This is a genomic window from uncultured Cetobacterium sp., assembly GCF_947072685.1.
Taxonomy (GTDB): domain Bacteria; phylum Fusobacteriota; class Fusobacteriia; order Fusobacteriales; family Fusobacteriaceae; genus Cetobacterium_A.
Genome location: NZ_CAMTIK010000003.1, coordinates 39,353 through 60,313 on the forward strand (window position 1 = coordinate 39,353; position 20,961 = coordinate 60,313).

Sequence of the window (20,961 nt, forward strand, 5' to 3'; positions counted from 1 at the left end):
TTTTTATTTTATCTTGTGATATTTTGTTCTTTAGCAATCCTTTTTACTTCATCAGCAACAACAGTTGCCACTCTAGAATCAAAAGCATTTGGGATAACATATTCTGAAGTTAACTCATCATCAGAAACTAATTTAGCAATTCCAACTGCAGCAGCAATTTTCATCTCTTCGGTAATCTTTTTAGCTTTAGCATCTAAGGCACCTCTGAATATACCTGGAAAAGCTAAAACATTATTAACTTGATTTGGATAATCAGATCTTCCAGTACCTACGATTTTTGCACCACCAGCAATAGCATCTTCAGGCATAATTTCAGGACTAGGATTAGCCATGGCAAATACAATAGCATCAGTATTCATACTTTTAACCATTTCTGTAGAAAGGATATTAGCAGCGGAAACACCTATAAATACATCTCTTCCTTTGACAGCTTCTGAAAGTCCACCTTTAATGTTTTCAGGGTTTGTAATTTCTGAAATTTCAGTTTTTAAGAAGTTATAGTTATTATTGTCATCTCTATTAATGATACCATCAATATCGTTAACAACTATATCTTTTGCTCCCATTTTAATCAGTAGTTTTATAATAGAACTTCCAGCAGCCCCAGCACCACTAACTATGAATTTGGCTGTTTCAAAAGATTTGTTGACAAGTTTGAATGAATTGATAAGAGCAGCAACGACAACGATTGCTGTTCCGTGTTGATCATCGTGAAAAACAGGTATATCAAGTTCATTTTTAAGTCTTGTTTCAATTTCAACACATCTAGGAGCAGAAATATCCTCTAAGTTTATACCACCAAAACCAGGAGCAATCAGTTTCACTGCTTTTATAATCTCTTCAGTATCTTGTGTATCTAAGCATATTGGAAAAGCATCAACATTTGCAAACGCTTTAAAAAGAATAGCTTTTCCTTCCATAACAGGAAGAGCAGCTTCAGGTCCTATATTTCCAAGTCCTAAAACAGCAGACCCATCGGTAACAACAGCGACCATATTTCCTTTTGATGTATATTTGTAAACATTTTCAATATTTTCTTTAATAGCTAAGCAAGGAGCTGCTACACCAGGAGAATAAGCTAAACTTAAGTCCTCTTTATTTGTTACAGCAACTTTTGAGATAACCTCAATTTTACCTAAATGAGTTTCGTGCAATTCCAATGATTTTTCAAAAACTGTAGACATAATATATTACCCCTTTAAATTAAATTTATTTTGAACTATTTCTAGCAATAGTGTAAAGATCATTACCTTCACAGTCATTTATAACAATAGCTGGAAAATCAACAACTTCTAATTTTCTAATAGCTTCGGCCCCTAAATCTTCATAAGCAATAATTTCACTACTTTTAACAGATTTAGCTATAAGAGCAGCCGCACCACCAACAGCAGCAAAGTAAACAGCATGATTTTTAACGATAGAATCTTTGACTTTTTGATCTCTAGATCCTTTACCAATCATACCTTTTAGTCCTTGATCCAAGATAGCAGGAGAATAAGAATCCATTCTATAGCTTGTAGTTGGACCACAACTTCCAATAGGTTGTCCTGGTTTTGCTGGAGTAGGACCAGCATAATAAATTATTTGTCCCTCTGGATTAAAAGGAAGTTCTTTTCCCTCTTCTAAAAGTTTAACAAGTCTAGCATGCGCAGCATCTCTAGCTGTATATATAATTCCGGTGATAGTTACTGCATCCCCAGATTTTAAATTTTTTATGTCTTCATCTCTCAATGGAGTAGTTAGTTTGATCATAATGTAACCTCCTTGTGTCTAGCAGCATGGCAGTTTAAATTAATAGCAACAGGTAATGAAGCGAAATGACAGCCTTGAGTTTCAACCTTAACGGCAAGGGCAGTAGTTTTCCCACCAAGACCTTGTGGTCCAACATTAGTCTTGTTTATTAAATCTAAAAGCTCAGCTTCTAAAGCTGCTGCAATAGGATCTGGATTTATATCGTCAATCTCTCTTAATAGAGATTCTTTTGCAAGCTCAGCACATCTTTCAAAGTTTCCACCGATTCCAACACCCACAACAATAGGGGGACAAGGATTTCCTCCGGCATTTTTAATTGTATCAATAACAAATTCTTTGATTGCTTTAACTCCATCGGCTGGTTTAAACATTTTTAAAGCACTCATATTTTCAGAACCTCCGCCTTTAGGAGCAACAATTATTTTAACTTTGTCAGAACCAGGAATAAGTTTTGTATGTATAACAGCAGGAGTATTATCTTGAGTGTTAACTCTATCTAAAGGATGTCTTATAACAGATTTTCTAAGATACCCATCTTCATAACCTTTTGCCACTCCGGCATTAACAGCAGCATAGATATCCCCATCAATCTTAACTTCTGTTCCAATTTCTAAAAATACAACAACAAGACCAGTATCTTGACACATAGGAACGTTATCATTTGCTGCGATCTCATCGTTTTCAATGATTTGTCCTAAAATAACTTTCCCCAATTCACTTGTTTCTGTCTTTTGACATTCTTTAATTTTGTTTAAAACATCGCTACCAATAAAATAGTTAGCCTCAATACAAAGTCTAGCTACCTCATCAGTAACTAAATTTAAATCTAGTACTCTCATTTTCTCCTCCTTAAAAATCCGTGTGATGCTTTTTTATTTAGTAAGAAAGGTGCCTTCTTTATAAAAAACAAAGAGGCACCTTCTTAAAAATTACTTTTTGATTTTAACTCTCATTAAAAGGTCTCCTATATTGACATTGCCAGAAGCAACTACTTCAATAGCTTCAACAACATCCATATTAGCAATAATAACAGGAGTTTTAGTAGATTTAGCATTTTCTTTGATATAAGCTAAATCATATTTAATAAGTTCGTCTTTAACCTCAACATTTGATCCAGGCTCAGCAATTCTAGTAAATCCTTCGCCATTTAATTTAACTGTGTCTATTCCAAAGTGAACAATCAACTCAAGTCCATTAGAAACTTCAAAACTAACAGCATGGTTAGTTGCAAAAATATCGATTTCTCCAGCTACAGGTGCACAAATAGAGCCTTCAGCTGGATCAATTCCACATCCATCCCCTATCATTTTTTGTGAAAAAGCCTCATCTGGTATTTCGCTTAGAGGAATAACTTTTCCATTTAATGGTGAATAGATATTAAACCACTCGTCCTCTTTTTTCTTTTTAAAGAAATCAAACAATCCCATAATCAAATCTCCTTTCGAATTAAAATGCGAAATATATGTAATATTATTTCACATTTAGTTCATTAAATCAATATTATTTTTTTAAAAAAGCATACAAAGAATAAAAGAAAACTTCTCGTACTATAAATAAATTATATCATACGAAATATTTATTTTCCTAGTAATTCTTTAATTTTTTTTATAAAGTTGTTAACATCCTCTTTTGTGCTATCAAATGAGGTAACAAGTCTCACTTCATGCTTATTTTCATTCCATATATAAAAATGATAATGTTCTTGTAAAGATGGAATAATTGCAGGTGGAAGGATAGCAAAAACAGCATTACCTAAGACTTGGTTTGTTATAGGAATATCAATTGAAATGAGTTCCTCTTCTAAATATTTAGCAATATTATTTGCATTCTGAGCACATTCAAACCATAAATTTTCTTTGATATATGGAATAAATTGAGCGGACAAAAATCTCATTTTAGAATAAAGTTGAAGATTTTGTTTTCTAATCCATTCAAAGTTTTTAGCCAGTTCTTTATTGAAGAAAATAATAGCTTCCCCAAACATAAGCCCATTTTTTGTTCCACCAAAAGATAAAACATCAACCCCCAAATCTCCAGTCATCTCTTTAAAAGAGCAACCTAGTGCAACCGCAGCATTAGAAATTCGAGCACCATCCATATGAAGAAGCATTTCGTGTTCTTTAGCAAATTTAGAGATAGCTTTAATCTCATTTAAACTATAGATGGTTCCAAATTCAGTTGTTTGACTGATAGAGATAATATCGGCATTTGGTTTATGAAAATTATTTTTAAAAGACATCCATTTCATAGCTTCTTCTAAATCTAATTTACCGTTATTGCTTGGCACTGTTAAAAGTTGCATTCCAGTTATTTTTGAGGGTGCTCCAGTTTCATCTTGTACAATATGAGCACTCTCTGGGCAAATAACAGCAGATGCTTTGCCTTTAAGTCCTTCTAAAGATAGAACGTTAGCTCCGGTACCGTTGAGAACAAAGAAAACCTCAACATCTCCAAATATATTTTTAATCTCTTTGATGGCCTCTTTTGTAATATCATCAGCACCATAAGCTGAAACATGTCCTGTATTGATTTCAGATAATTTTTCTAAAATTCTAGGATGCACACCACTATAATTATCACTTGCAAAAGATTTTTTCATAAATACTTCCTCCCACTATTAAAATTCACTCCAATCTATTATATTTTTTTTGTTGCTAAAAAGCAAAAAAAATTAAAAATACTTGACAAAATATGTGTAAATAAACTAATATTAAAATAAAGAGATAAATAAAAAAGCCATATATACTCCAAATTGGTGGAGAGTTTCTACGAGCTACCGTAAATAGCTCTCTATGGGTCGTAGCTTAACTTTGTTTAGGCTTTTTGTGGCCTGTATATGACAGGCCTTTTTTATTTTTACTGATACAGATAAAAATTAAAATAAATTTAGGAGGAAAAAATGGAGAGATTGTTTCAATTAAAACAGCATGGAACAACGGTAAAGCAAGAAGTTATAGCAGGGGTGACAACATTTTTAACTATGGCATACATAATTTTTGTAAATCCTTCAATTTTATCTATGACAGGAATGGATAAAGGAGCATTGATAACCGTAACTTGTTTAGCATCTGCTATCGGAACGGGAATAACTGCACTTTGGGTAAATGCTCCACTAGCAATGGCCCCAGGAATGGGATTAAACGCTTTCTTTACATTTACATTAGTACTGGGAAATGGAGCTACTTGGCAACAAGCTTTAGGAGTGGTCTTTATATCTGGAATAATCTTCTTAGCGCTTACTTTTTCAGGGTTACGAGAAAAAATAATTGATGCAATACCGTCAGAGTTAAGACTTGCTGTGGGAGCAGGAATTGGATTGTTTATAGCTTTTATAGGGATGCAAGGAATGGGATTAATAGTTAGTAACCCCGCAACAGTGGTGGGACTTGGAAAATTTAATATAAATGTTATTTTAGGGTTGGTAGGATTTGCCATAATGGGCTTATTGGAGATGAAAAATATAAAAGGTGGAATATTAATTGGGATAGTTATAACAACGGTATTAGGGATAGTATTTGGAGCAGTCGAATTGCCTACAAGTGTAATTTCAATGCCACCGAGTATAGCCCCAATAGCTTTTAAATTAGACATAATAGGAGCAATTCAGCCAATTTTTTTAGGGTCAATATTTTCTTTTATGTTTGTGGATTTATTTGATTCTTTAGGAACAATAATGGCTTGTGCTCATGAAGCTGAGATGATTGATGAAAAAGGGAAAATAAAAAATGTAAGCAAAATTTTAGAAGCGGATGCGATAGCTACAGTAGTTGGATCTCTTTTAGGAACTTCAACAACAACAACGTTTGTAGAATCAGCATCTGGAATAGCAGTGGGAGGAAGAACAGGATTAACAGCTTTAACAACAGCCCTTTTATTTATAGTTTCACTATTTTTTTCACCTATAATAGGAGTTGTGCCAGCATTTGCAACAGCCCCAGCACTAATTTTAGTAGGTGTATATATGTTTAAAAATTTATTAGATATAAATTTTCATAAAATAGAAGTTGCTATACCTTGTTTTTTAATAATAATAATGATGCCATTGACATATAGCATTTCGATAGGGATTGCTTTTGGATTTGTATCCTACATATTAGTATCACTGTTTAATGGAAAGATAAAAGAGATAAAGCCTATAATGTGGGCAATCGGATTTTTCTCTATAATAGAGTTAATGTTTAAATAAAAAATGGGTTCTCTGCCAGAGGACCCATTTTTTATTAGATGTTTTTATTGATAGGGACATATTCTTTTAATATTGAACTTAAAATAAAAGCAACTATAGCAGGAATAATCCAGCTAAATCCCTCCTTAGAAAAAGGTATAAACGAAAGATTAAATCCACATATTTCTACAATACTAATGGTTAAGGTTACAGCAACAACAAGCTTAAAACTTAGATGGTTTTTAACCCCAAAAACATTAAGTAATATTAAAACAATAGTAACAGGATACAAGATAACAAGCACAGGAACAGATAAAGCAATAATGTAATCTAGGCCTGCAACAGAAAGTAGTGCTGAAAACAAACAAATAATTATTGCTAAACTTTTATAAGATATATTGATAAGTTTAGAAAACCATTCACTAGCCAGTGCAACTAAACCTACAGAGGTAGTTAAACATGCAGCTGCAACACATATTCCAAAAGCTACCTTTCCGATATTACCTAAAGTAAGTTGTGCTAAAGTTAGTGTTGTTTGAGCTGTACTAAGACCTTTTAAGCTACTAATTTGAGCACCAAGATATATAAGGCTAAGGTAGATAAAACCAAGTCCGATAGCTGCTATAAATCCAGCATTACTTAAGAAGAATTTTTGATCCTTTGGATTTACAATCCCCTTCCCTTCAAGTCCTTTTATAATAATAACGCCAAATAAAACAGAAGCTAAGGCATCCATAGTCTGATATCCACTAATAAAACCATAAGAGAATTGATTTCCTAAGACAGTTGAACTAACTGGAGTTCCTAAATCTTTACTGATACCTAAAATTGTTATAAGTAGAAGTATAGATAGAATTATAGGAGTTAAAAATTTACCTAAAATATCTGTGATACTAGATTTATTTAAAACTAAAAATAATGTTAATCCAAAGAATACAGCTGAAGTAAGAGTAGCTAAAACTAATGGATTGAAATTTGGAAATAGAGGTAAAATACCCATTTCAAACGTAGTAGATCCTGTTCTTGGAATAGCAAACAATGGACCAATAACTAAAATTAAAATTGTAGAATACAATATATTGAATTTATTAGAAACTTTGTTTGCAAACTCATCTAAACTTCCAACTTTTGTAAAAGCAAGAATTCCTAGTAATGGTAATCCGATACCTGTTAGAAAAAAACCTAGACCAGCTTGAAACCAATTTTCACCAACTGCAATACCAACAGAAGGTGGGAATAATAAATTTCCTGCACCGAAAAACATTGAAAATAAAGCAAAACCTAAAACTAAAACCTCTTTTTTTCTATTCATTAAAACCTCCTAGTAAAGTAAGAAAAATATATAAAGTTTAAAACTTATTAAATTATTAGAATGATTGTACCAAGAAAAAAAACAAAAAGCAAGAATAAAATATTGAAAAAAAGGTATCTTTGTACTTATAAAATGGTACTTAGAACAAATAAAAGTTTTTGAAATGAGTAAAACCCTTTAAAATCAGTGGGTTATGATAATGAAAATACGAACAAAAAAATAAAAAAATTGTTATCTACAAAATAAAAAAAGAAGATGTTATTATTCATATATAAAATTAAAATATAGAAGAGGTGGAAAATATGGAGATGATAAGAACATTGATCGATTCAACAAATAATTTGTTATGGGGTAAAAATATATTGGTGGTAATGTTAATAGGAATAGCAGTTTATGCAACTTATAAAACAAAATTTATGCAAGTTAGATTATTTGGAGATATAGTTAAAACTTTAAAGGGAGAAAGTACAAAAGGCGAAAAAATAAGTTCGCTGGAAGCTTTTTATCTTGGAACTGCATGTAGAGTAGGTGCTGGAAATATTGCGGGAGTTGTAGCAGCAATTTCAATAGGAGGAGCTGGAGCTTTGTTTTGGATGTGGTTAGTTGCGTTATTAGGAGCTTCTACAGCATTTCTAGAATCAATTTTAGCAGTTGTTCATAGAGAAAAAGATAAGGATGGAAATTATCGTGGTGGAACACCTTGGATTATAAAAAATAGACTAGGAAAAAAATGGTTGGGGAGTATTTATGCAGGAGCATCAATAATATGCTATATAGGGGTTATTCAGGTGATGTCTAATTCAGTCACAGAGTCTGTCTCTGGAGCGTATGGAGTTAATCCTAAATTGATAGCTATTATTTTAGCCTTAATAGTTGCAATAACAATATTTGGGAAAAGTAAAAAAGATAAAATTGTAACAGCATTAAATAAGATAGTTCCAATGATGGCATTTTTATATTTAGCAGTTGTACTATATGTGATTTTAACAAATTTAACAGGAATTCCAGCAATGTTTGGAAAAATATTCTCAGCAGCATTTGGGATTGATCAAGTTGCTGGTGGAGCTTTAGGTGGGGTTATAATGCAAGGAGTTAGAAGGGGGTTGTTTTCGAATGAGGCTGGAAGTGGAAATGGAAACTATGCTGCAGCACTGGCTGATGTAGATGAGCCTGTAAAACAAGGTATGGTTCAATCGTTAAGTGTTTTTGTGGATACGTTGATAATTTGTAGTGCGACAGCTTTTGTTATATTGTTAGCAGACTCAACAGCAATTGAAGGTTTAAATGGGATGGTTCTTTTTCAAGAAGCTTTAAGATCACATATTGGTTGGATTGGAATTCCATTTACTGTTGTGACACTATTTTTCTTTTCTTTTAGCACAATACTAGGTGTAACATTTTATGGAAGAAATGCACTTCAATATATAAATGAAAGTTCTAAATTAAATATATGCTATCAGCTCCTTGTGGTTGGTATGGTCTATGTTGGTGGAATAGAACAAAACTTCTTCGTATGGTCTTTGGCAGACTTTGGATTAGGAATTATGACAATCATAAATATAGGGGCAATTTGTCCTTTGATCAATGAAGCTGTAGAATATCTAGAAAAATATGAGCAAAAAATAAAAGGATATGCTAAAATAAACCCATAATAGAAGGTATTGTGGGGGGAAAATGAAGAAAATAAGAGTTACTGTTTCAGAAGATATTTGGAGACTTTTAAAAAAAGATTCGGAAGAGTTTGGTATAAATAACAATAAATTATGTAACTTTATTTTAGATAAATTTAAATATAGTAAGAAGTTTGATATAGATAGATTTATTGAACCTCAAGGACGACCATTGAAAAAAGTTATCCAGTTTGATTTAAACGTTTTAAATAAAGGTATTTACTATGATATATTGAGAGAGAATAGAGTTGAAGTAGAAGCTGAATTTTTTAGAGGGTTATTTGAAGTGTATTCATCTCAGTTTAAATATCAACGAGAGATTTTTATATTTCAAGAAACATATAAATTATTGTTAGATGCTATACAAAATAAAGTTAAGGTAAAAGTGGATTGTCTAGGGGATATTTTGACATTATCTCCATATTTCATTAAAAGAGAGGACCAAGGGGATGAAAATTTTATATTTGCGTATGATGATGAGAATAAAAAATACAGAAGTATAAAGTTAAAGGATGTAAATCTTTTGGGAGTATTAAATGAAAAAATATTAGTGAGAGACAAAAAATATATAGATGGGATAAGAAAAAACTTCGATCCATTTTTAGGAGAGAGAATATTGGTGAAAGCTATTTTTACCCCAGTGGGTGAGAGCATGTTGAAGAGTTTAACAAACTATAAGCCTAAACTTTTAAAGAAAGAAGAGGATGTTTATTTTTTTGAAATGACTTTAGAAAACGCAAAGGTTTATTTTTCATCATTTTTAAAAGAGGCAAAAATATTAGAACCACAAAGACTTAAAGATGAAATGAAACTCTCTTTTTTAGAAGCTTATAACATATATGTAGATTAAAATGAAAATTAAATAATTAAAACTTGAAAAAATAAAAAAAAAGTGTTAGTATTATAAAAATTTAAATTCAAAATAATCGACTATTGGGAAAAGTTTATTAAAGCAATCTAAAACCTAGATTGCTTTTTTTATAAAATTTATTTTAATTAGGGGAGGAAGTTATGAATAAGAAAAAAGAGGTCTTAATTTTGGGATTAGCATTATTCTCAATGTTTTTTGGAGCTGGAAACCTATTGTTCCCACCATCATTGGGAGTATCAGTTGGGACAAGTTGGCTTGTGGCTGGGGTAGGGTTTTTTTTAACAGGAGTTGGCTTGCCTTTGTTGGGAATACTTGCATTCACAAAAGTTGGAAGTTTAGATGAGTTCGCAAATAAGGTGTCATCTAAATTTAACACAATATATTTGACAACTTTAATCTTGGTTATAGGACCACTGTTTGCTATTCCAAGAACAGGATCTACTACATTTGAGATGGGAGTGTTACCATTGATAAATGGTGACCCTAAATTGATAGCGATAGTAACTTCAATTATATTTTTTGGAATTACACTTTTTTTAGTTTTAAATGAATCAAAAGTAACAGATATACTGGGTAAATTTTTGACACCAATTATTTTAGTAATATTAGCATTGATAACATTTATTGGATTGTTGAATCCTATCGGAATAGCGGTTGCGAGTAAAGTAGAGGGAAGTCAATTCTCTTATGGGTTTATTAATGGTTATCAAACTATGGATGCTTTAGCATCAGTTTTATTTGGTGTTATAATTGTAAAGGGATTGGAATCGAAAGGAATAACGGACTCTAGAGAACAAAAAAGTTTCTTAACAGGTTCTGGTATGATAGCGGCAGTTGGATTGGGACTGATATACTTCAGTTTGATTTACTTAGGATCTCAAATAAGTGGAATGGAGAATTTATCAACAGCTCAAACAGCATTGACACTGGCAGAATTGACACTAGGAAGTTCTGGAAAAATAGCATTTGGAGTTTGTGTTGCAGCGGCATGTCTAACTACATCTGTAGGATTAACAGCTTTAGTGAGTGATTGGTTTGCAAAACTATTAAATGTTTCTTATAAAATGGTGGCATTAGTGACGTGTGTGTTTTCTTCTGTATTGGCAGTAGCGGGATTAGATTATATAATAAGTTTAGCTGTTCCAGTTTTAGTTGTATTGTATCCAGTTACAATTGTGTTGATTGTTTTAAATATTTTTGGAATTGAAAATAAAAATTGTTTTAAATTGGTTACTTTAGTTACATTACTAGTAAGTGGTGCCGAAGTTTTAAAAGTAAATTTATCAATTATACCTCTTTCAAACGTAGGCTTTGCATGGTTGATTCCAGCTTTAGTAGCTTATGGGATAGGTAAGCTTATAAAAAATAAAGAATAGAATAAGTTAATATATACTTAATATATTGAAATGGAACTCAGCTTGAGAAAAGGCTGGGTTTTTTCATTATTTGCTTGAAAAAAATAGGTAAAGGGTGTATAATTCCAAACTGTATGAAAAGAAATTAGGAGGAAAAAAGTGAAGGTTTATTTAACAAACAAAGAAACAACGGAACAAGTTCTTCTATTAGGAGAAAACAAAGGGCATTACTCTTTTACAAAAACAATGTTACTAGGACTTATGGGAGGAGTTTACATTGCGTTATCTGCTTTGGGGAATTTGATTGCTAATTTTACAATAGGTGGAGGAGCAGGAAAGTTTGTTGGTGCTTGTGTTTTTCCAACAGGGCTGATGCTTGTTGTTTTAGTTGGAGGATCATTATTTACTGGAGACTGTTTAGGACTTTTAGCATTCACAAAAGGTAAAGTAGAAAAAGTAACGTACATAAAAAATTTATGTGCTGTTTGGATTGGGAATCTTATTGGATCAGTATTTATTGCATATGTAACTTATTTAGGTGGAAGTTATTCGTCGATTGAATTTTCAAATTATGTTGTTGGAGTTGCGCAACATAAGGTTCATTTAGGTTTTATAGAAGCTATAGCTAGTGGATTTTTATGTAATGTATTGGTTGCAATAGGAGTTTGGTTTGCATTGGCATCTAAAGATTTAGCTGGAAAAATATTAGCTATTTGGTTTCCAATTATGTTATTTATTCTTGGAGGATTCCAGCACGTGGTTGCAAATATGTATTATTTAAGTATAGGTAAAATATTGATGACTAGTGCATACAGCTTTGGAGGAATGGGAGTACATTTCTTGGCAGTAACAATTGGAAACTTTTTATCGGGAGCTTTATTTTTACCGTTAATTTATAAAAAATTATATATGAACGATTAATAATTATAATAGAGGGAAGCCCATAAGGGATTCCCTCTATTTTTTATTTTCTATGAACTGTTCTACCATCGGCTTGATGATTTGGTGTGATTGTAATTTCTGATAACTGAACATTTTCAGGAAGAGCAGTAGTATAAATTATAACATCAGCGACATCGTCGGGAGTTAAAGGGTCAATACCTTTATAAGGGTTTGAGGCCTTTTCAACATCTCCTTTAAATCTCACCTTACTAAATTCAGTTTCAACAAGACCAGGCTTAATATTAGTAACTTTAATATTTGTATCAACTAAATCAATTCTTAGACCGTCCGAGAATGATTTGACAGCTGCTTTAGTGGCACAATAAACCGCTCCTCCAGCATAGGCTGAATCTCCAGCAATCGAACCGATATTAATGATATGTCCACTTTTATGCTTTAGCATAAGAGGAACAACAGCGCTAGTAACGTATAACATTCCCTTTACGTTAGTGTCTACAACAGTGTCAATATCTGTGGGAGATGTTAGATAGACTTTGTCTAATCCAAGAGCTAACCCCGCATTATTGATAAGGATATCAATTTTTTTAAAAGATTCAGGAAGAGAGTTTATTTTTTCTTCCACATCCTTACTGATACGAACATCCATAGTAAGTGTATAAACTTTAATTCCATACTTTCTCATTAGTTCTTCTTTTAAAGAATCTAATAAATCAGAACTCCTAGCTGTAAGAATAAGGTTTGCACCCTTTTCAGCATAAGCTAAAGCACAACTTCTTCCAATTCCTTTTGTAGCACCTGTAATTAAAACAGTTTTTCCATATAGTTTGTTCATAGAAACCCCCTTAGCTTAGGATATAAGCGTTTTTAATTTTTTCAACACTGTCATAAAGATTTGTTTCTGAAGTTATTTCTATTGAAAAATCAGCAGAAATTTTATATAAGGTTTGACGTTTCTCGTGAAGATCCTTAATTTTTTCAAATAAATTTTCGGAGTTGTTTAAAAGAGGTCTATTTTTGCTCCGTCGAACTCTTTCATAAATAGTTTCGATATCACAATCCAAGAAAACAACAAAAGAAGATTGTTTTAAATTTTTTATATTAACATTATCAATTATAGCTCCACCACCAGTGGAAATTACTATGTTATTATCATTTGATTCTTCTTCTATGATCTCTCTTTCTAAATCTCTAAAATACTTCTCACCAAATTCTTCAAAAATTTCAGGTATAGTCTTTTTTTCACGAATAGATATGCATCTGTCAATATCTATAAATTTCATGTCTAAGCTTCGAGCCAGTATACGTCCAACGGTAGTTTTACCGCTGCCCATGAAGCCTATTAAAGCAATGTTATCCTTCATAAATCTTAGAAATGCTCGCCATTGTCATAATAGTTAGAACCTTCTAGGGGATAGAAGATAACAGTGGTATCATTATTATGTTTTAATTTTTTACAAAAATTTGTAATGAATTTTGCGGCGAGATCTTTTGTCTCTTGACCTCTATCAAACCAAGCAACATCAACAAAAATATATCCTGAAACAATTTCTCCATCGAATATATATTCAGTTTCAATGTGCTCAACAGTGAACCAAGTCCGATCGCATTTTATAATTTCAGTTAATCCGTCTATTAGTTCCTTGCTGTTTGCAATAAGAACTTTTTTGTCTATACCTCTAAATTTTAAATGTGGCATAATCAATCCTCCTTCTCAGGTAGAAGAACTACCTCAATGCAGTTATTTTTATTGATTGCTCTATTGGAAAAATTAACAATAGAATTATAATTTACAATACTATTATACCTCATAGGAGTGTAAAATTCATAGTCTGTTATTAAATTTTTTTTCTCTAAAAAATTATTCCAAAAAGAATTTGTCTTTATTGCTGTTTCATAGTTAAGTTCATAGTTTTTTTGAACATCAGTAATTTTATTTTTGGGGAAGTTACCATTTTGGATATTACTGACAACCTCTTTTACTTTGTTGATAACCTCATCAGTTCTTTTAGTATCTGTACTAAATGCTATTTGAAGATAGTTTTCTCCAAAATTTAGTTTTTCTAACTCAGAACGGGATGAGATTGAATAAACACCACCTATCTTTTCTCTGACGTCTTCAATCAAGAGAATGTTTAAAAGATTGGAAAAAGCACCATAAAGAAGACGGTTTTCTAAAGAAAATTCACCATGGTATGGAAATGTTAAAACAACAGTAGATTTTTTATCAATACCTTGAACGATACTTTTTTTAACATTATCTTTAGGATAAACGACTTTTAGGTTTTTTGCCTCGATATACTCATTTTGAGTAGGAAGATTGGCAAGGTACATATCTAAAACTTTAACCAATTCATCTTCGTTTATAGAACCAGTGATAGTAGCTTTGTAATCTTTAAAATTTGTAAAAATTTTATTGAAAACAGTGGTTAGATTTTGTTTAGAAACGACGTCTAAATCTTCTAGTTCAAGCATTTTTCTTCTAGGGTGATTCGAATTTAAAGTTGATAGAAGATTTTTTTTGAAAACAGATTTAGGAGAGAAATCTCGGTTTTTAATAAGTTCAACATTTGATGTCAATGTAGAACTCAGGATATCCTCATCAATAATAGGATTAGAGATAAGAGTTCTAAAATAATTTAAAGATTCAAAAAGATTTTCTTTGTTGGTTGAGATAATAAAACCTTGTGTATAGTCGTCAATAAATGGAGAAACACTGAAATTTTTACCTTTGAAATAAATCTCTAAAGATTTATAGTCAATGTTACCTAAACCAGAATCGTTTAAGATGCTTGGTAAAAATAGAGCGTTGATATATTCTTTTTGGTTTAAATTAGAACTTCCACCAAGCTTGGTAAGTTTAATAAAAATCTTATCTCTGTCAAAATCTGTATTTTTGTAGAGAACTTTCATTCCATTAGAAAGTAAAAATTCTTTATAATTATCTGTGGATAAAATAAGTTTACTAGAACCTGGTATTAAGTCCAAAGGTTCTAATTTTGGAGTGAAATTGTTATTTGATATATTTATGTTACTTTGATTAATGAGTTTATTTACCAATTCAAATATATTTTGTTCAGTTGGTAAAGAACTTTTAAGATTGTCTCTAGAGGTAATCAAAATATCATAGTTACTCTGTAAAATACGAGTGCAGAGATCTTTGAGAGAATCTGAAGAGATATCTTTTAGATATGTTTCTGTAAGTATTAACTCTTCATCACTTTCAATAAAAGAGCTATCTTTTAAGATGAAATCTCGTATGGATTGAGCATATATATCATTGGTAATGCTATCTTTATTATTTACAAGAGTTTTTAAATTGTTTATTAAATTTAGTTTTTCATTATTTAACTCATCTGCTGACACTCCGTAAAGAGATATAGATTTGATATTATTAATAATATCAGTGATAGATATATCTAAACTATTTTCTTTAACGAGAGAGGAGATTGCATAGATCCCAGTCTCTTTGTTTAAAGGAAAATTATAAATAGAAGAGTATATAAATGGAGCATCTTTAGTTTTTGATAATATTGAGAATCTAGTATTCAGTATTGAGTTTAAAATTAGTTTAGCTAAATAGTTTTTATAAGATAAACTATTATTTAAAGGAGAAATATTTTCCTTCCACATAATATTGAAATTGGTTGTTGTCAACTCAGGATCTGTAAAAATCGTCACACTATCTTTAGTGGATAAATCTATTTTAAACTCTTTAGGTGAGGTGAAGTCGGTATTTGTTAATGATGAAAAATTTTCAATAATTAATTCTTCAGTTTTTTTCACATCAAAATCCCCAACGGCAATAATCGCCATATTTTTAGGTTGATACCATTTTTTATAATAATTTTCTAACTTTTCAAAATCAGCATTTTTTATAGTCTCGGGAAACCCGATTGGAAAACGTTTAGAGTACCAAGAGTTTCCATATAAAATTTGTTTTTGTAAGTCGCCTACTCTCTGATTGATACCTTGTCGTAATCTCCATTCCTCTATGATAATATTTTTTTCTGTTTCAATATCTTTAGGATCAAGAGTTATTTCAGAAGACCACTCTTTTAAAACTTCAAGACCTATTTTTAAGTCGTTTTCATTTGTAGGAACTTGGAGCTCATAAACTGTTTCAGAAAAGCTTGTATAAGCATTTAAATCTCCACCAAAGCTAAGTCCAAGAGATTGTAAATATTTAACTAAATCATTTTTTTTATATTTTGTAGTTCCATTAAAAGCCATATGTTCTAAAAAATGGGCTAAACCTTGTTGTTCATTACTCTCTAGAAGAGAACCGGCATTCACCACTAGGTTTAAAGATGCTCTATTTTCAGGTTTTTTATTTTTGAATAGGTAGTATTTTAACCCATTTTTAAGTTCGCCACTAACAAGATTTTTTGAGTTACTAAAGTCGATGGTTTCTTGAGTAAAAATTAAAGTTTTAAGAATTAAAAATAAAAATACAGAAAATAAATATTTTTTTTTCATTGCTTCCTCCTTTTAGTGAATTATGAATAGATAGTACCATTTTATAGATGTCATTAACAAGGATTATTTAGTAGATTTTTTTGAATAAAATTGATAGAATATATTGAATAAATAATAACTGGAGGTTATAGTGAGAGTCAAAGACAAAAGAAAATTTTTTAGATTTATTATTTTGTTAACAGTTTTTATCTTTACAATTTCTTGTGGAGTAAAAAGATTGGTTTTCAAAAAAGAGCAAGCTAAACCAGAAATGGTAGTAGACGAAATAAAAGTAGATGTTTTATCTAAAAATGGATTGAATCTTGAAGAGATAAAAAAAAAACCTCAAGATGTTAGTGTAGAAATAAAAAAAGAGGAAAAATACATAGAATCTGTACCAACGATAGAAACAAAGTCAGAGACTAATTCCATAAGTCAGTATAAATTTATAAAAAATCAAACAATTTTTGTATATGGTGATAGTTTTCAAAAAAATAAAATAGATACATTAAAAAAAGGTACAAGAGTAGAAGTTTTAGAAGTTTTAGATTTAGAGAAAGATGGAAAAATCAAATCGGTTTTAAAAATAAAATATAAAAAAGATTTGAAAAATAAAGTTGGATGGATCAGTAAAATTGAACTAGCAGATAAATTAAATGAAACTTTGATTCCAAATTGGAAAAATTTAGATTTTGATACAAATTATTCTATAAACAATTTTGAAAATAATCCAAGAGTAGAAGTAAAGGGTGTCTATTTAAATATTTATACAATAGGAAGTGAAAAAAAATTAGAAAGACTTATCAAATTAGCTAATGATACAGAAATAAATGCTTTTGTAATAGATATAAAAGATGATAACGGTGTTCTTTCTTTTGAAATGGAAGCTCCTAAAAAATTTGGAATACCACTAAAGAAAAATTATCCAATAAAAGATATAAATGTTTTTATGAAAAAAATGAAAGATAATAACATATATACAATAGCAAGAATAGTATCGTTTAAAGATCCGACATATGCAAAATCAAATCCCGATAAAGTGATTGTGTCAAGAGATACAGGAAAACCTTATACGAACAGTGATGGGATTATTTGGGTATCAGCACATGATAGGAATTTGTGGGATTATAATTTAACAGTAGCAGAAGAGGCAGCAAAAGTTGGTTTCAATGAAATACAGTTTGACTATGTGAGATTTCCAGCATCAAATGGTGGAAAACTGGATTCTAAGTTAAATTATAGAAATACCAAAAATGAGTCTAAACCTGAAACTATCCAGAAATATTTAAAATATGCAAAAGAACGATTAACACCTTTAAATGTTTATACAAGCGCAGATGTATATGGACAAGTAGGGACATTTAATGACGATATGGGACTAGGACAACACTGGGAAACTGTGAGTCAAGTTGTGGACTATATCTCTCCAATGATGTATCCGAGCCACTATGGAAATGGAGCTTATGGAGTAGCTATTCCAGATGCACAACCTTATAAAATAATATATCATTCGGTAAAAGATTCAGTTAATAGAAATGAGAATATAACTAATCCATCTGTAATAAGACCTTGGATCCAAGCGTTTACAGCTACGTGGGTAAAAGGTCATATAAATTATAATGAAAAAGAGATTAGAGAGCAAATAAAAGCTATGAATGATTTGGGAGTAAAAGAATATTTACTTTGGAGTCCAAGTAATAATTATAAGATCACAGCTAAATAAAAAAAAATGTTTAAAAAAAGTATAGTGTATGATATAATGTCATTTGAACTAAATGGAGGAATCGGAATTGGAAGGAATAATTGTTGTAGACAAACCAAAAGGCATCACCTCCTTTGATGTAATAAGGGTTTTAAGAAGAACTTTAAAAGAGAGAAGAATAGGACATACAGGAACTTTAGATCCACTGGCAACAGGTATATTGATAATCTGTGTAGGGAAAGCCACTAAATTGGCACAGGATATAGAGGGGTATGAAAAAGAGTATGTTGCAGATTTAGAGCTGGGATTTAGAACAGACACTTACGATATAGAGGGTAAAGTTTTAGAAAAAGTAGATGAATTTGATATATCTCAGGATGAGTTTGAAAAAACTTTGGAAACATTTAAAGGTGATATAAAACAAGTTCCACCAATGTATTCTGCGATAAAAGTTGATGGAAAAAAACTCTATGAGCTTGCTAGAGAGGGAATAGAGATTGAAAGAAAAGCTAGAGATGTTAGGATAACAGCTTTAAAAACTTTAGAATTTGATGGAAAAATTGCTAAAATTGATTGTCAAGTTTCTAAAGGGACGTATATAAGAAGTTTAATATTCGATTTAGGTGAAAAATTAAAAACATTTGCAACTATGACAGGGCTTAGAAGAACTAGAGTAGGAGAGGAAAGTTTAGATAGGTCATTCACTTTAGAACAGATCGAAGAGTTAACTTTAAATGGAGATATGAGTTTCTTAATATCAGTTGAAAATTATTTTCAATTTTCAAAAACAGAAATTGAAGATGAACAGGATTTAAAACTATTTGTTAATGGACAGAGATGTAAAAAACTATTAGATGATGGAAAGTACAGAGTTTATTCTAATGGTGAATTTATAGGCTTAGGTGAAGTTACAAAAGGGTTATTAAAAGGATATAAGTATTATTAATTATTTAATAGAGAGGAAAAAATATGAAAATTAAAAACATTGCAATTATTGCCCACGTTGACCATGGAAAAACAACATTGGTTGACTGTCTGTTAAGACAATCAGGAGTTTTCGGAGCTCACGAACTTGAGAAAGTTTCTGAAAGAGTTATGGATTCAAATGATATTGAAAAAGAGAGAGGAATCACTATATTCTCTAAGAATGCATCAGTAAAATATAAAGATTACAAAATAAACATTGTAGATACTCCAGGCCATGCTGACTTCGGAGGAGAGGTTCAAAGAATCATGAAAATGGTTGACTGTGTTGTTTTACTAGTTGATGCATTTGAGGGACCAATGCCTCAAACAAAATATGTATTAAAGAAAGCTTTAGAGCAAGGTCATAGACCGATAGTTGTTGTAAATAAAGTTGATAGACCAAATGCTAGACCTGAAGAGGTTTTATATATGGTATATGACCTATTTATTGAACTGAATGCTAATGATTTACAACTTGAGTTCCCAGTAGTATACGCTTCTGGAAAAGCAGGATTTGCTAAGAAAGAGTTATCAGATAAGAGTGAGAACATGATACCATTATTTGAAACTGTATTAGAGCATGTAGAAGACCCAGAAGGGGATAACGACAAGCCAACTCAATTCTTAATAACAAATATTGAGTATGACAACTATGTTGGAAAACTAGCTGTTGGAAGATTATATAATGGAACTTTAAAAAGAAACCAAGAAGTAATCTTAATAAAAAGAGATGGAAAGCAAGTAAAAGGAAAAGTTTCAGTTCTTTATGGTTATGAAGGATTAAAAAGAGTAGAAATTCAAGAAGCTTTCTCAGGAGATATACTATCTGTAGCAGGATTAGACAACATAGATATCGGAGAAACAATCGCTGATAACATAGAACCAATTGCACTTCCAGTTATAGATATAGATGAGCCAACACTTGCTATGACATTCATGGTAAATGACTCACCTTTCGCAGGAAAAGAAGGAAAGTTTGTTACATCTAGAAACATTTGGGATAGATTACAAAAAGAGTTACAAACAAATGTAAGTATGAGAGTAGAAGCTACAGAAAATGCGGATGCATTTGTAGTTAAAGGAAGAGGAGAACTTCAACTTTCAATACTGTTAGAAAACATGAGAAGAGAAGGTTATGAGATTCAAGTTTCAAAACCAAGAGTTCTTTTAAAAGATATTGATGGAGAAAAATACGAACCAATTGAATTAGCAATGGTTGACGTTGATGAGGCGTTTGTAGGAGTAGTTATCGAGAAAATGGGAATCAGAAAGGGAGAAATGGTAACAATGAATCCTGGTACTGATGGATATACTAGACTTGAATTTAAAGTTCCTGCAAGAGGACTTATAGGTTTCAGAAATGAATTCCTAACTGATACGAAAGGAACTGGTATATTAAACCATTCATTCTATGATTTCGAGTTATATAAAGGTCCAATTCCAACAAGACCAAAAGGAGTTTTAATATCTTTAGAGCAAGGTTCAACTGTAGGTTATGCACTAGGTGGATTACAGGATAGAGGAATTTTATTTATGGATCCAGGAGTAGCAGTTTATGAAGGAATGCTGGTTGGAGAGCACAATAGAGATAATGATTTAGTTGTAAACGTATGTAAGGCTAAAAAATTAACAAATATGAGAGCTTCAGGAAGTGACGACTGTATAAAATTAGCAACTCCAAAGAAATTTACTTTAGAGCAAGCATTAGATTATATAGCTGATGATGAGTTAGTAGAAATCACTCCAATAAATATTAGATTAAGAAAAAAATTCTTAAAAGATAGTGATAGAAGAAGAAACTCAAAATAAA

At 31.1% G+C, this 20,961-nt stretch carries 18 protein-coding genes and 1 riboswitch; of the genes, 8 read left to right on the forward strand and 10 right to left on the reverse strand.

All coding sequences use genetic code 11. The annotated features are described in order from the left end of the window. Positions 1-8: 8 nt before the first annotated feature. The 5 genes from Q0V67_RS01560 to Q0V67_RS01580 all read right to left on the reverse strand — a co-directional run bounded on the left by Q0V67_RS01560 (position 9) and on the right by Q0V67_RS01580 (position 4,351). Positions 9-1,184, reverse strand: coding sequence for a malic enzyme-like NAD(P)-binding protein (locus tag Q0V67_RS01560; RefSeq protein WP_297596373.1), 1,176 nt, complete (start codon positions 1,182-1,184; stop codon positions 9-11). A 25-nt stretch (positions 1,185-1,209) separates the two neighbouring features. Continuing rightward, positions 1,210-1,755, reverse strand: coding sequence for a Fe-S-containing hydro-lyase (locus Q0V67_RS01565; RefSeq protein WP_297596520.1), 546 nt, complete (start codon positions 1,753-1,755; stop codon positions 1,210-1,212). Further along, positions 1,749-2,591 (reverse strand): fumarate hydratase, encoded by an 843-nt coding sequence (locus tag Q0V67_RS01570; protein WP_297596375.1) that lies wholly within the window; start codon positions 2,589-2,591, stop codon positions 1,749-1,751. Before Q0V67_RS01570 ends, Q0V67_RS01565 begins: the two co-directional genes overlap by 7 nt. A gap of 90 nt (positions 2,592-2,681) precedes the next feature. After that, positions 2,682-3,179, reverse strand: coding sequence for a PTS glucose transporter subunit IIA (locus Q0V67_RS01575; RefSeq protein ID WP_297596377.1), 498 nt, complete (start codon positions 3,177-3,179; stop codon positions 2,682-2,684). Positions 3,180-3,328: 149 nt separating this feature from the next. Then, positions 3,329-4,351, reverse strand: coding sequence for a low specificity L-threonine aldolase (locus Q0V67_RS01580; RefSeq protein ID WP_297596379.1), 1,023 nt, complete (start codon positions 4,349-4,351; stop codon positions 3,329-3,331). Positions 4,352-4,468: 117 nt separating this feature from the next. Next, positions 4,469-4,565, forward strand: a riboswitch (purine riboswitch). An 86-nt stretch (positions 4,566-4,651) separates the two neighbouring features. Here Q0V67_RS01580 and Q0V67_RS01585 point away from each other — a divergent pair. Continuing rightward, positions 4,652-5,938 carry an NCS2 family permease gene (locus Q0V67_RS01585; protein ID WP_297596381.1) on the forward strand — a complete coding sequence of 429 codons (1,287 nt, stop codon included), beginning with the start codon at positions 4,652-4,654 and terminating at the stop codon, positions 5,936-5,938. Positions 5,939-5,972: 34 nt separating this feature from the next. Here Q0V67_RS01585 and brnQ (Q0V67_RS01590) read toward each other — a convergent pair whose 3' ends face one another. After that, positions 5,973-7,229, reverse strand: a complete 1,257-nt coding sequence (brnQ, locus tag Q0V67_RS01590; protein WP_297596383.1) for a branched-chain amino acid transport system II carrier protein — start codon at positions 7,227-7,229, stop codon at positions 5,973-5,975. Positions 7,230-7,531: 302 nt separating this feature from the next. Between brnQ (Q0V67_RS01590) and Q0V67_RS01595 the strand changes: the two genes are divergently transcribed. The 4 genes from Q0V67_RS01595 (at position 7,532) to Q0V67_RS01610 (ending at position 12,046) form a co-directional block, all read left to right on the forward strand. Next, a complete protein-coding gene (locus Q0V67_RS01595) occupies positions 7,532-8,881 on the forward strand; it encodes a sodium:alanine symporter family protein (RefSeq protein ID WP_297596384.1) in 1,350 nt (449 codons plus the stop codon). Positions 8,882-8,903: 22 nt separating this feature from the next. Beyond that, positions 8,904-9,749, forward strand: a complete 846-nt coding sequence (locus Q0V67_RS01600) for a WYL domain-containing protein (RefSeq protein WP_297596386.1) — start codon at positions 8,904-8,906, stop codon at positions 9,747-9,749. 161 nt (positions 9,750-9,910) lie between these two features. Then, a complete protein-coding gene (brnQ, locus tag Q0V67_RS01605) occupies positions 9,911-11,146 on the forward strand; it encodes a branched-chain amino acid transport system II carrier protein (RefSeq protein WP_297596388.1) in 1,236 nt (411 codons plus the stop codon). A gap of 138 nt (positions 11,147-11,284) precedes the next feature. After that, positions 11,285-12,046, forward strand: coding sequence for a formate/nitrite transporter family protein (locus Q0V67_RS01610; RefSeq protein ID WP_297596389.1), 762 nt, complete (start codon positions 11,285-11,287; stop codon positions 12,044-12,046). A 43-nt stretch (positions 12,047-12,089) separates the two neighbouring features. On the opposite strand, the gene Q0V67_RS01615 is transcribed toward Q0V67_RS01610, so the two are convergent. Genes Q0V67_RS01615 through Q0V67_RS01630 form a run of 4 tightly spaced genes read right to left on the reverse strand, consistent with a single transcriptional unit; the run spans position 12,090 to position 16,504 of the window. After that, positions 12,090-12,860 carry an SDR family NAD(P)-dependent oxidoreductase gene (locus Q0V67_RS01615; RefSeq protein ID WP_297596390.1) on the reverse strand — a complete coding sequence of 257 codons (771 nt, stop codon included), beginning with the start codon at positions 12,858-12,860 and terminating at the stop codon, positions 12,090-12,092. A gap of 10 nt (positions 12,861-12,870) precedes the next feature. Further along, entirely contained in the window at positions 12,871-13,389 is a 519-nt protein-coding gene (locus tag Q0V67_RS01620) for a shikimate kinase (protein ID WP_297596391.1), read from the reverse strand. A gap of 5 nt (positions 13,390-13,394) precedes the next feature. Further along, a complete protein-coding gene (locus Q0V67_RS01625) occupies positions 13,395-13,724 on the reverse strand; it encodes a DUF1904 domain-containing protein (RefSeq protein WP_297596392.1) in 330 nt (109 codons plus the stop codon). Between the two features lie 2 nt (positions 13,725-13,726). Beyond that, positions 13,727-16,504: a pitrilysin family protein gene (locus tag Q0V67_RS01630; protein ID WP_297596394.1), complete on the reverse strand. Its 2,778-nt coding sequence runs from the start codon at positions 16,502-16,504 to the stop codon at positions 13,727-13,729. Positions 16,505-16,634: 130 nt separating this feature from the next. Between Q0V67_RS01630 and Q0V67_RS01635 the strand changes: the two genes are divergently transcribed. The 3 genes from Q0V67_RS01635 (at position 16,635) to typA (ending at position 20,960) form a co-directional block, all read left to right on the forward strand. Beyond that, a complete protein-coding gene (locus Q0V67_RS01635; RefSeq protein WP_297596396.1) occupies positions 16,635-18,206 on the forward strand; it encodes a putative glycoside hydrolase in 1,572 nt (523 codons plus the stop codon). 67 nt (positions 18,207-18,273) lie between these two features. Further along, on the forward strand, positions 18,274-19,131 hold the full coding sequence (truB, locus tag Q0V67_RS01640) for a tRNA pseudouridine(55) synthase TruB (RefSeq protein ID WP_297596398.1): 858 nt from the start codon (positions 18,274-18,276) through the stop codon (positions 19,129-19,131). A 23-nt stretch (positions 19,132-19,154) separates the two neighbouring features. Then, positions 19,155-20,960, forward strand: coding sequence for a translational GTPase TypA (typA, locus tag Q0V67_RS01645; protein WP_297596400.1), 1,806 nt, complete (start codon positions 19,155-19,157; stop codon positions 20,958-20,960). The last annotated feature ends 1 nt before the right edge of the window (position 20,961 follow it).